We start from the raw sequence: 12,304 nt of genomic DNA, 5'->3' as shown, positions 1-12,304 counted from the left end.
CAGCGAAGGAAAGTCAGGAAGTTCTGAGACCCCCGTCTCTGTTGCGCGTGCGGTCAACACGCGCCCCCCGTGCCCCTCTTCCCACAGGGACCGCACCATCATGACACCGGGAAAGCGTTTACGGAACCTTTATTTAGACATTCAGTTCGACCGCTACGTTCACTTCCCGCACAGGCCTGTGGCCCGGCCCCGCCAACAGCGGCGGGCCGGGCCACAGTCCTCGGTGCGGCTCCCGAACGGGACTTCCGAGGGCTCAGGTCGTGTACTGGTGCAGGCCGGGAACCGTCAGCGTGCCGCCGAACTGGCCCGCCTGAGTGACCTTCACGTTCGTGAAGTAGATCAGCGGAATGTTCAGGGGCGGGGGGCTCTTCGGGCTGAACGTCACCGGGATCAGACCGAACAGGTTGCCGGAGATGCTCTCCGTGTACATGATCGTCTTGCCGTCTTTGATCGTGGACGTCGAACCCTTGGCCGCCTGCACGTGGTAGGTCTTGCCCGAGGTGTCGTCGCTGACCAGCTGGTGCAGGTCGCCGATGTCCGTGCCGTCGGAGATCACGTACTTCAGGACCTCCTTGACCGTGCCGTCGGCGGTGCGCACCTTGACGATGCCCTGGTAGTCCGCGCCCTTGAGCAGCAGCGAACTGGCCTCCAGGGTCCACGGGTCGTCGGGCAGCCGGATGGTGTTGTCGACTCCGCCGAGGTCCTCCGTGGCGACCGGGCAGTCGTCCACGTCGGTTGTCGCGCTCGCCGAGGGGGTCGCGGAGGCGGTGGCCTCGTCGGCCGCCTCCTCTGCGGCCTCGGTGGTCGTCTCCGTCGGCTTGGCCGCCGTGTCGGTGGCGTCCTTGAGGACCTCGGTGACCTTCGGCGTCGTGTCCTTCACCGTGGTGGTGTCGGTCGTGTCCTTGTCGGCCGCCTCCGTGGTCGGCGCGGCTGACGCGGTCGGCGTCGGGGTGGCGGTCGCGGCCGGCTCGGTGGTCTCCGTCGACTCCGTGGAGGTCGTCGTCGACGTCGTGTCGCTCGACGAGTCGCTGCCGCCCGTGAAGATGTCCACGATCGCGTCGCCGATGGTCTCCAGCAGGCCGCCGCTCTCCTCGGTGGCGCTCGCGCTCGCCGAGGGGGTGGGCGTGGCCGTGTCGCTGTCGCCGCCGGTGCTGCCGCTGGACGTCGTCTTGCTCGCGGAGGGCGTCGGAGTCGGCGTGGCCTCGTCGTCGGAACCTGAATCCGACGAAGAGTCGCCCGAGGCCGAGTCGTCACCCGACTCGGAGTCCGTGGCGGAGGCCGACGGAGTCGCCGTCGTCTCGTCGGACGAACTCTCCGAGGAGGTCTCCGACGGGGTGGCCGACGCCGAGGCGTCGTCCTCCATCGCCGCGACGCAGGCCTTGTACTCCTCGGCCTTCTGACTGTTCGTCGTCGGCTGGTCGTCGGCGTTGGCGAGCGTCGGCGTGAACCCCATGCCCATGAGCACCGCGGTCGGCATCGCCGCCAGGGCTATCGCCTTCCCGGCCGGCACATGGAACCTGGTGAACAGCGGCTTCCTCGGGGCCGCGTGTCGCGGCCCGGTTCTCCCGCGGGACCCGTCCACATCGGTCCCGTGGGTCACCTCGTCAGCCGGCACTGTGCCTCCCGTTCGCCCCGTTCACCGGGCTCGTTCCTGACAGATCGTTCGGCTCGTCCGACTTGCTCAAGTTCAGTCCGCTAGGCTCCGCCACCGGGTTCGGGTCCGCACCGTCGGCGGCCTCGGCCGCCACAGGGGTCTCCGGGGCATCGGGGGCCACGGCGGCGTCCGTGCCCTTGCTCGCGTGCTTCGCGGACTCTCCGTACTTCGACTCCGGCTCACCCGGCGCCCAGGCGATGGCCAGCGCACCGCCGATCATCGCCAGCAGGAAGCCCATGAGGAACCCGCCGAAGTTGGAGACCGGGAGGGACACCAGGGCCAGCAGGATCGCGGCGGTGCCGGCGAAGGTCCGTACGTGCTTCTGGAACCAGAGGCTGATTCCGAGTACGACGAGCAGCACACCGATGATCAGCGACCCGGCGCCGGCCGTCGTCGACATCGCCATCGTCAGACTGCCGATTTTGAGGTCGAAGTACGGGAAGTACATGATCGGGAAGCCGCCGAGGAGGACCAGCAGCCCGGCCCAGAACGGACGGGCACCCCGCCAGTCGCGGAACTTCCGCTTGAAGACGCGAAGAAAGTGCTCGTCCTGCGCGGGCGACTCGGCGTTCATGGAAAACAGCTCCCTGGAGCGGTGTTGCCGTGATGAGTGTTGTTGCGGGTATAGGAGAGCGAACGGGCGGGGCACCATCGGGCCCCGCCCGTCACTGAGTGCCTAGAAGCACTCGGCGTCGGTGCCCTTCGACAGCTTCATCGAGAGACCACTGAGCTTGAAGGTTCCGGCAGTGGTGGCCCACGCCGTCTGCTCCACACCGGTGAGCGTCGCCTCGTCGGCCTGCTGGGCGAAGCCGAACTTGCTGGCCCGCCCCTCGTCGAGCTCCTGCTGCTTGACCTTCGGTCCCTTGGTGATGGAACCGGCGGCCACGCCGATGTCGATGTTGCTGAACACCGCATCGGCCTTGAGGTCCTGGACATCGATGTACAGGTTCTTGGCCTGGACCGGGGTCCCGCCCCCACCGGCTTCCAGCCGGAGAGTGACCGAACCCAGAATCGGGATGTTCGGCGTGACCACGGACTGGCACATGTTGGTGATGTCGGCCGAGTCGAACGCCGAGACCGCGACGGGCTTGATCGACCCACCGGGACCCACGTCGACCGCGCCGTACTGCGAGAAACCCTTACCTTCGAGCAGGGCCGCCTTCACCTTGAAGGACTGACCGGACACACTGAACGAAGCGGCGAGAGCACCCTGCGCGAGGGCGACACCTATACATGCCGTGGCGGCGACGCTGGGCACCATCACCACAGCGAACCGCTTCCATCTGGTCCCGCCACGCACTTGGGACTCCATATTTCCTCCTTCTCGGACGTACATCTCCTGGCCCTGACTGCCCCATGACGGCGGCTCAGCCGGGCAGGGATGGGAGAAGTGCTACGTCCTCGGTAAGGAGAGCGCCCGCGCTCGACGGCGCGAACAGCGCCCGAATCACCGGCGATCACCCCCGAGCGACAACCACTGGTCGCGCCTGACACACATCACGCACAACCTTGCCGGACAGGCTCCGCCGGAAGGCGAAGACCCCCCTGCCCGAGAGCCGGCGCCACTGCCGCCGACTCTGCCCGGTGGGGACCCAACAACTCCCGGGCGCCCGACTGGCTGTCGGGGTACGGGATAGGACCGAGCGTCGCCGATCGTGGTGCATTCTCGCCGCCCGCACAAGGGGGTTCGTTACTGGCTAGTAACGGGCAGATAACCGAGCAGCGACCCATGGGTATTGCTCGACAACGCTGGGTGGCCCTCGCGGGGGTGACAAACCATCCGCTTCCCGCCCCAAACCCGACAGCGCGACGCCTTCGACTTACTCCAAGTAACAGCGGCCGCGATTACCAAGATTTGGTAAAGCGCGACCGCATTGGCACTCGATCGACAAATCCTTCACGCGGGCAACACCCGTCGCGATGTTTAGCGACAGGTCAGGCCACTGATCGGACGGCACCTCCGCCGCCGCCCGACCGGCTGCCCGCCCGACCGGTCAGAACAACGCCCGCGCCAGCGCCCGCCGGGCCGCCGCGACCCGGGGGTCGTCCGCGCCGACGACCTCGAACAGCTCCAGCAGCCGCAGCCGTACGGCGTCCCGGTCGTCGCCCGCCGTACGCCCGACCGTCTCGATGAGCCGCCCGAACGCGTCCTCGACATGGCCGCCCACCAGATCCAGGTCGGCGGCGGCGATCTGCGCGGCCGGGTCGCCGGGCTTCTCGGCGGCGTCCTTGCGCACCTGCTGCGGGTCGAGATCCTGCACCCGCTGGAGCAACTCGGCCTGCACGAGCCCGAGTTTGGCCTCCGTATTACCGGGGTCGTCACTCAGTACGTTCTTGTACGCCTGCACCGCACCGCCCAAGTCCCCCGCGTCCAGGGCCTGTACGGCGGCTTCGAGCAGCGCGTCGTACGGGCCGGCCGGGATCGCCTGGGGGTCGGGGGCCTGCCGGTCGCCGGGGTCGGCGTCCGCGTCGACGACGAGGCCGGTGAGGCCGAAGCGCTGCTCGGCGACCTGGATCAGCTGGTCGAGGGTCTGCCGGATCTGCACCTCACCGGCGGCGCCCTGGAAGAGGGGCAGGGCCTGCCCGGCGACGACGGCGAAGACAGCCGGAATCCCCTGGACCCCGAACTGCTGCATCAGCATCTGGTTGGCGTCGACGTCGATCTTGGCGAGGACGAAGCGTCCGTTGTACTCGACGGCCAGGCGCTCCAGGACCGGGCTCAGCTGCTTGCACGGCTCGCACCACTCGGCCCAGAAGTCGATGACGACGGGCACCTCGGTGGACCGCTGCAGGACATCGAGTTCGAACCCGGCCTCATCGACATCGATGACGAGGTCGGCCGGCGAGACGGCTCCTCCGCCACCCTGCCGGGCGGCTTCGGCACGCGCCTGCTCCGCCTTCGACTTGGCCTCCTGGGCCGCCTTCACCGCGGCGAGGTCGACGACTCCGCTCATGGACATGTTCCGTGGCTGCATGCGTCTATCCTCCCTTGTTCCGTGCCCGCATGTGAAAGGCGTAGTCATCTTCTCGGCCGTGAACGGCCGAGCTTGTACATCTCGGTCGTTCACACCTCGTCGCGCTCCCGACTGTCCCCTACGACAGGACGGTCACGGGGCGCATCTCCCGCTCCGGCTGAACCGGTGGCGGGACGGGCATGGTGACGAATGCCCACGCCGAGCGCGCGCGGTCGCGCACGTTGACCCCGGCGACGACGTCAGCGGGCCCAGCGAGGCCACACCGACGACAACGGAAGTGATCCCGGTCGGGCCGATTGGCCCGCTCGGTGTGCCCGCAGCGCGGACAGCGCTGCGAGGTGTACGCCGCGTCCACCTCAAGGAACGGCACCCCGGCTCTACGGGCCTTATAGGTGAGATGCTGACCGAGCTGGTGGAACGGCCACGAGGAAAACGAGCCCCGCTGGTCGCGACGTAGCCGTACCCGTTCGCGGATCCCGCCGAGTTCCTCGACAGCGATCCCCCGACCGGTGCGTTGCGCGATGGACACGATCTCCTTGGAAATCCGATGGTTCACATGCGTGGCGTGACGCTGCTCCTTGCATGCACGGCGGGCCAGGCGACGCCTGGTCGAGCGAGTGTTCTTTTTCTGCAGTTCGGTGCGTTTGTGAGCTTGCCAGCGGCGATACCGCGAGAGGCGGCGGCCTTGGTAGTTGGTTCCGTCGCTAGTGGTGGCGAGGTTGACGATGCCCCGGTCCACACCCACCCAGTCCATCGGCTCGTACATTTGCGGATCCGGGATCTCGCAGGTGGCGATCAGGAACCACTTGCCGTCCCGGCACACCAGGTCACTCTCGCCCTTGCGGTACGTCACGAGGGTCTTGAGCTGGTCGGGCGACCCTGTGTAGCGGATCCCCTTCATACGCCCGTCCACGGTCCAGACAGAGACAGTGCGTGCGTCATACTGCCACGACAGGCACCGGTCATCGAAGGGCTGCGCCGCCTCTGGACGGAAGACAACGGGCGAGCCAACTGCCCTCCGATAACGCCGGGAGGTGGCCGGGCCCAGATTCCCGGCCTGCAGATTGACCTTCAGAGTTGCGTAGGCGTCGACGACCTTCTTCACCACCCGCACCGCTGGCTGCGCGGACAGCCCGAAGGCCTCCTTCAGATCTGCGTACACCTCCTTCTGCAAGCCATTGCGGTTCTTCAGGCCTTTGGCGAAAGCAACGGCGGAGGCGTGCGTGGCCGCCTCGTTGCAGGCACGCAGAGTCGCTTCGAGCGCCGTCGCCTGCGCGGGCGTCGGTAGCAACTTCACATGCACCACCAGCTTCACAATCCCGGACGATAGTGCGATGACCGCACGCACAATCACTCTTCACTCGGAGGTCACCGGCACAGGCGACCCACGGGACACCCGTTCGGGCGATCCTTGTCCGACATGGACACCGAGACAGCCGCGCTGGACCACAGATGCAACACAGTCCCCCCATTCCCGCAAGGTCGATGCCGGGTCCCCACCAGGCATCAGCGGTCGTCGCTCACGCGACGCTTGTCCAAGATCCGTGAGCTACGCAAGAGCCACGAGACGCACGAACGCCATTTCGCTACGAGCAGTAGCGTAACGACAGTCGGGTGGCTATGGGAACCAGCTTCTGGTGATCTCCCTCACGGGCCGCGCAGGAGCCGCCGGTTATGGTCATGCCATGCAGAGCCGCACCCCCGTCAGTCGTTCGGGACGCCCCCGCAGCGCCACCGCGGACACGGCGATCCTGGCGGCGACGCGGGATGCCCTGGTCGAACTGGGCTGGTCCAAGCTGACGTTGGGGGACGTGGCCACACGCGCAGGGGTGGCGAAGACGACCCTCTACCGCCGCTGGCCCGGCAAGAACGAACTGGTCGTCGACGCGGTCGCGGCCCTCTTCGACGAACTGAAACTCCCCGACAGGGGCAGCCTTGTCGCCGACATCGAGGGCGTCGTTCTCCAGTTCGCGGCGATCCTGGCCCGCCCGGAGACAAAGAGCGGTCTGATGGCCGTGGTAGCAGAATCGACGCACGACGACGCCCTGCGGGAGCGAATCCGCGTGTCGATCGTGGACCGCCAGAAGCGGTTGGTCCTGGAGGGCCGCACACGAGCCCAGGCAAGGGGGGAACTGCCGCGGGAAACAGACCTCGCGGAGGCCGCCCGCATGGTGGACCTGATCTTCGACATGGTGGCGGGGGCGGTGGTGCACCGCACGCTGGTGAGCGGAAACCCGGCGGACGAGGGATGGGTACGCAGCTTCACACAGGTCCTGCTCCTGGGGCTTACAGGGCTTCCTCCGTCCGTCGAATCGGCACCTGACAGCGACCTCCGGTTCTAAGGTGAACGCACACAACGTCGCGTCCGATCAATTGTTGGGGGGCCAATGGCGCGTGTCGTCGTGGTGCACGGAGTGGGCAAGCACCTGGACACTGCCGAAACGCTCCATTCATCATTGGCTCCCGCCCTCATCGGCGGCGTGAACCTCGCTCTCCGCGCCGACGTGCACCTCGCCGAGGCCGTAAGTCCCCCGAAGCCGCCTGACATCGTATGCGCGGGTTACGGAGATCTCTTCCGCCGCCCCGGTTCACGCGCGGCCACGCCTCAGTACGAGGCCGAAGACGTGACCGAAGGGCTGGAGTACGACTTGCTCCTGGCTTGGTGGGAAGCGGTGGCACGGACCGACCCATCAGTTCTGGGACCGACTGAGACCGGACGCGGCTTGATCAGCTACGCGGCTTCACGCCCGCTCCGCGTCACCGTCGTACGGCGAGCCTTGGACGCACTCACTCGAACTCGCTTCTTCAAGTCCGTCTCGGACGCTTTCCTCATCGCCGCACTCAAGCAGTTCCGGCGCTACTTCGAGGAGCCCGCGCTCCGCGAGGCAGCGCAGTCCCGCGTCCTTGAACTCATCCGGCCTGATACCCGTGTGGTGGTGGGCCACTCGCTGGGCTCGGTCGTCGCCTACGAGGCGCTGTGCTCACTGCCCACTCAGCAGGCAATGACGCTGGTGACACTCGGATCTCCCCTGGGCGTGCGTCACCTCGCCTTCGACCGTCTGATTCCCCCGCCAACCGACGGCGTCGGCGCCTGGCCATCGCCCGTAGACCACTGGCACAACGTCTCCGACACCGGTGACATCGTGGCCCTCGTCCACGAACTCGCCCCACGTTTCGGCCCTCGCGTGCAAGATCTCCATGTCCACAACGGCACCACCATGCACGACATGACGGCATATCTCACGGCCGTTGAAACCGGAACCGCCATCGCCAACGGACTCACCCAGTGACCAGCGCGTCCCCGAGCCAAGAGCCGGCGTTCCGCCGATACGTCCTCGCAGCCGGCACCCGGCACTACCCCGAGGACCCTGAGCTGACCGAGCTGCCGGGTGCGGAGGCGGATGCCGAGCACGTAGCCGCTCTCTTCGAGAGCCTCGGCTACACCCGCATCCTGCCTCACCTGGGCAGCGCACCACGGTCCCAGCAATTGCTCGCCGAACTGGAGGACTGGCTGGCGAATCCGGACCGGTCACAGCACGACGTGCTCGTCGTGTATTTCGCAGGCCACGGCGTCAAGCACCCCCAACGCCGCGACCACTACCTCATGTGCGTTGACAGCCGCATCGCCCGCCCTCAGAGTACGGCGATCAGGTCCGCCGACCTCGCTTCCCTCGTGGCCACGTCGTCCGTCGGGTACGCCCTGCTGATATTGGACACTTGCTACGCCGGTGCCGGGACGGCGGAAATGGCTTTTGATGCAGTGTCCCTTACCGCTTTGCGGGATGCAGAAAGCACAGGCCTTTGGCTGCTCGCCGCAGCGCGAGCCCGTGAGGAAGCCGTGGACCATGCTTTCGTACCGGCCCTGGTGGAGGCGCTGCAACACAGCCGGGCAGGCATGCGACAACGCCATCTGAACTTCCTGGACATCACCAACCGCATCGACCTGCACCTCCGCGAACACCATCCGCACCAAAGCGCGAGCTGTCACGCCACGGACGTCCGCACTCCTCCACCGTTCTTCCCCAACCCGGACTACCGTCCGGACCTGTCTCCCGCCCTCGTCGACGTACAGACCGCCCGGGAATGGGCAGCGCACTTCGATCCGCGCAGCCGGGGTGTGGAATACGCGAGCGAGAAAGGGGACTACTTCACCGGCCGTCTCCAGGCATTGGCCACGCTGTCGGCCTGGTTGCGCGACCCCCGGCACGACAGCCGCGCCCGAGTGATCACCGGGAGCCCGGGCTCGGGCAAGTCCGCACTGCTCGGCCGGCTCCTGGCTCTGGCGGATCCGGATCCGAACTCCCGTCCTGGGACGGGGGAACACGTCATGCCACCGCCAGGGTGCATTACGGCCGCCGTCCACGCCCGCGGAACCACCCTTGAGTCGCTGACCGGCCGACTCGCCTCCGTGCTGGGAGTCGACGCCGATTCTCCCGACCAGCTGCTCTCGGGGCTCGCGGACACGAGCGTCCCGGCCACAGTCCTCATCGACGCTCTGGACGAGGCGGGAACGGGTGTCACCGGCAGCGAACCGCAGCGCATTGCCCGGGAACTGTTGCGCCCTCTCTCCGCGTTGGGCCATGTGCGGCTCATCATCGGATCCCGCCGGGAGACGGTCGATGTTCTGGGCAGCGCTGTCGAAGTGATCGACCTCGACGCGGACGGCTATCGAGGGCAGACGGACATCGAGGACTACTCGCGCGCGTGCCTACTCACAAGTCAGGCTGAAGGCAGCAAGTACAGCCCGGAAACACTCCGCACCATCGCGGCCGCCGTCGCGTCACGCGCCCAGGGATCGTTCCTGGTCGCTCGTATGACGGTCCGCGCCATCGCCCACGGCGACCTGATCGTGGACATCGACGTACCAGGCTGGCGGGACCAGCTCCCCACCGAGGCCGGCCAGGCGTTCGACACGTATCTGGCTCGCTACGGGGACAAGGAGGCACTGCTGCGCCGCCTCCTGGCCCCGCTCGCTTACGCCGAGGGGGAAGGGCTGCCATGGGACTCTCTGTGGGCGCCTCTGGCCGGCGCACTGTCTCGGGTGCCATGCAGCGACGAGGACATCGAGTGGCTGTTCCGGCACGCGGGCGCGTACATCGTCGAGGTTCCCGTCACCAGGGAGCGCTCGGTCTTCCGACTCTTTCACGAGGCTCTGGCGGAGCACCTGAGGAATCCTCGCCGTGACGCCGAGAACCAACGTCGTCTCACCGCCACGCTGTTGGAGGCGGTTCCCCTCCTTCCTGACGGACAGCGCGACTGGTTGCGAGCGCATCCGTACATCCTCGACCACTTGTCGGGGCACTCCGCGGCCTCGGGCGAGCTGCCCACGCTTCTGAATGACGCCCATTTCCTGGTCCACGCCGACCCCGACGCCCTTCTCTCAGCGATGGACGGTCTCACCGATCCCGCTGTCGCTCGCATCCGCGCCATGTACCGCAACTCGGCACATCTGCATCGACACGCCCCGTCCGACAGCCGTGCGGAGATCCTGGCTGTCGATGCGTTGCGGTTCGGACTGTCACGGCACGGGGACTCGCTGCGGCAGGGGCTGTGCTGGGCGCCTCGCTGGGCCACGCGATCCCAGGCGAGTAGCGCTCTGCTCGGAACCCTGGACGGCCATGGGTACTTCTACCCTCGGCTGGACTGCACGACCCTGGCCGGGGATCCGCTGATGATCATGGAAGGGCCGGCGTGCTCGCTATGGTTGTGGAACCTGAGATCAAGGACGCTGCACGCCTCCTTGAGGACGGGCCAGGCTCACCTCACCGCAATCCGGTGTGGTGAGATTGCCGGCGAGCAGGTCGTCGTGGTCGCCGATCACACGGGCCAAGTCGAGGTCTGGAACCTCACGAACAGAACGCTCTCATTCCGCTTCACGGTTCCCGAGGAATCGACCGCGGTCGGGGACGAGGACGATTCCCTCACCCCGGACGTCGACGAAATCTCGGAGGAGTACGGCGAACCGGGAGGAGAGGACGAGCCCGGCGAGGTGAATCATCTTGTCGCAGCAGACTGTGCCGCAGTGGACGGCATACCTGTCCTGGTGGGCTGTGGTCGATTCGGCACACTCTCCGTCTGGAACCTGCTGACCGGCGAATTGATTCACCACGCTCGAACGCCGAAGTCAGGATGGAATCCCGACGCCCAGCTAAGTTGCACGGTCATCGACGGCACTCCTCACGCCATCGTCACCCCCGGTTCCTCGGGCCCAGCCCTGCTCTGGAATCTGGAGACGCTCGACTGGTCCACCATAGGGAAACCCGCTGCCGAGACCGGCGCCCACGCTGCGGTCACTCTGGGCGGTACACCTGCCATTCTGCTGGGCGACACGACTGGCCATCTGACAGTCCACGACCCAGCCACCGGCAGCGAGTCGAGACGCGTTCCCTGCCACAGCGGCTGGGTCACTGCCTTGGCAGTCGCACCGCACAGCGGCGCAGAAGCCCTTGTGATCGGTTATGGCGACGGCACGGTCGAAGTCCGCGAGCCCGCTGACGGACGGCTCATCGGCAAGCTCAACGGGCACGGTGACTGGGTACACCACATCGCGGTCACTCAGGTCGACGGCACACCCCTGATCATCACGTCCAGCAGTGACCACTCAATCCGGTTGTGGAGCCTTCCGGCCGAGCAAGGGACCACATCTCTCCCTGGCCATGCGAGTCACGTCCAGAGCATCGCGTGCACGGTTGTCGATGGCGTCCCCATCGCTGTGACCGGAAGTGCGGACCAATCCGTACGAACCTGGGACCTCACCTCAGGAGTTCAACTTGGTCAAGGCGAAGCCCATTCCAACGACATCCTCAGTGTTACGTGCGTAGAGCCCGCAGGAGTGCCGATAGCGGTGACGAGCGGCTATGACGATGCAATCTGGTCTTGGTCGCTTCCGAGTTGCGCGCCCATTCGGACTGCCGCGGACACCGGCAGGAAATGGACGCACGTGACGTCGATCATGGTCAACGGCGCCCCAGTGGTGGTGACCGGCTCGCAGTTCGTCAACAAGGCGCCGGCGGGCGGCGCGGTCGTCGTACGCGACGCGGCAACACTCGAAGCCGGCTACCCCACTGCCGCGCTCGCCGACGCCTTCAGCGACGTCTCCGCCCTGGCCTGTACGACGCTGGACGGCAGCGAGATCGCCGTGGTCGCTGACTACCCGAGAGGTGATGAAGGGGGCGAGAGGTCGGTGCAGGTCTGGGACCTGATCACGGCACAACGGCTCGGATCATTCGACGGCTGCGCGGACCAGGTGAACGCGCTCGCGTGCACGACCGTCGGCCTGACGCCTGTCGCCGTGGTGGGTACCGCCGAGGAAGGCACCCAGGTGTGGGACCTGCGCACGTTCTCGCTCCGCAGCACCCTCGACAAGCCATCCGGCTGGATATCGGACGTCGCGTGCACGGTCATGGACGGCAAACCGGTAGCAGTCACAGTCGGCCACCACACCATGTGCATCTGGGACCTGACCACCAGCGACTTGCTGCATGCCCAAACGCTGCCCAACCGGCTCTCAGCCGTAGCCGTAGGCCCCGATGGAGAGCTGGTGTTGGGGTGCGGTTATGACGTCGTAGTCCTGGAGCGAGTCGGACAGAAGCCAGCAGGCTCCGCGTAAACGCTCTGGGACGTCCGTGCAGGCGGGGTCCCCCTGCGGGCCGCCGCCAGGCACCGGCTACGCTCG

General features: G+C 66.9%; 8 protein-coding genes. 3 read left to right on the top strand and 5 right to left on the bottom strand.

Annotation, left to right across the window (positions count from 1 at the left end):
* Positions 1-253: 253 nt before the first annotated feature.
* From ACFYXF_RS08715 to ACFYXF_RS08695, 5 genes are all read right to left on the bottom strand, one after another.
* Positions 254-1,615, bottom strand: coding sequence for a hypothetical protein (locus ACFYXF_RS08715; protein ID WP_389348831.1), 1,362 nt, complete (start codon positions 1,613-1,615; stop codon positions 254-256).
* The gene (locus ACFYXF_RS08710; RefSeq protein WP_389348830.1) at positions 1,605-2,228 is read right to left on the bottom strand and encodes a DUF6114 domain-containing protein; all 624 of its coding nucleotides are present in this window, start codon (positions 2,226-2,228) and stop codon (positions 1,605-1,607) included. The genes ACFYXF_RS08715 and ACFYXF_RS08710 overlap by 11 nt, the downstream gene beginning before the upstream one ends.
* A gap of 102 nt (positions 2,229-2,330) precedes the next feature.
* A complete protein-coding gene (locus ACFYXF_RS08705) occupies positions 2,331-2,966 on the bottom strand; it encodes a DUF6230 family protein (protein WP_389348829.1) in 636 nt (211 codons plus the stop codon).
* Between the two features lie 682 nt (positions 2,967-3,648).
* A complete protein-coding gene (locus ACFYXF_RS08700) occupies positions 3,649-4,629 on the bottom strand; it encodes a tetratricopeptide repeat protein (protein WP_389348828.1) in 981 nt (326 codons plus the stop codon).
* A gap of 118 nt (positions 4,630-4,747) precedes the next feature.
* The gene (locus tag ACFYXF_RS08695) at positions 4,748-5,944 is read right to left on the bottom strand and encodes an RNA-guided endonuclease InsQ/TnpB family protein (RefSeq protein WP_389348827.1); all 1,197 of its coding nucleotides are present in this window, start codon (positions 5,942-5,944) and stop codon (positions 4,748-4,750) included.
* Between the two features lie 370 nt (positions 5,945-6,314).
* Between ACFYXF_RS08695 and ACFYXF_RS08690 the strand changes: the two genes are divergently transcribed.
* The 3 genes from ACFYXF_RS08690 (at position 6,315) to ACFYXF_RS08680 (ending at position 12,238) form a co-directional block, all read left to right on the top strand.
* The gene (locus ACFYXF_RS08690; RefSeq protein WP_389348826.1) at positions 6,315-6,971 is read left to right on the top strand and encodes a TetR/AcrR family transcriptional regulator; all 657 of its coding nucleotides are present in this window, start codon (positions 6,315-6,317) and stop codon (positions 6,969-6,971) included.
* Between the two features lie 72 nt (positions 6,972-7,043).
* On the top strand, positions 7,044-7,919 hold the full coding sequence (locus ACFYXF_RS08685) for an antibiotic ABC transporter ATP-binding protein (protein ID WP_389348825.1): 876 nt from the start codon (positions 7,044-7,046) through the stop codon (positions 7,917-7,919).
* Positions 7,916-12,238, top strand: coding sequence for a caspase family protein (locus ACFYXF_RS08680; protein ID WP_389348824.1), 4,323 nt, complete (start codon positions 7,916-7,918; stop codon positions 12,236-12,238). Before ACFYXF_RS08685 ends, ACFYXF_RS08680 begins: the two co-directional genes overlap by 4 nt.
* Positions 12,239-12,304 lie beyond the last annotated feature (66 nt).

It is taken from the genome of Streptomyces sp. NPDC002680 (genome assembly GCF_042889145.1).
GTDB classification, from domain to species: Bacteria; Actinomycetota; Actinomycetes; order Streptomycetales; family Streptomycetaceae; genus Streptomyces; species Streptomyces adonidis.
The sequence above is the reverse complement of the archived record's forward strand: the minus strand, read 5'-3'. Positions and strand labels throughout refer to the sequence as shown.

What these genes read in the sequence shown, in the direction of transcription:
- ACFYXF_RS08710 (WP_389348830.1), bottom strand. Translation starts at nt 2,228, where the DNA reads ATGAACGCCGAGTCGCCCGCGCAGGACGAGCACTTTCTTCGCGTCTTC.
- ACFYXF_RS08705 (WP_389348829.1), bottom strand. Translation starts at nt 2,966, where the DNA reads ATGGAGTCCCAAGTGCGTGGCGGGACCAGATGGAAGCGGTTCGCTGTG.
- ACFYXF_RS08700 (WP_389348828.1), bottom strand. Translation starts at nt 4,629, where the DNA reads ATGCAGCCACGGAACATGTCCATGAGCGGAGTCGTCGACCTCGCCGCG.
- ACFYXF_RS08690 (WP_389348826.1), top strand. Translation starts at nt 6,315, where the DNA reads ATGCAGAGCCGCACCCCCGTCAGTCGTTCGGGACGCCCCCGCAGCGCC.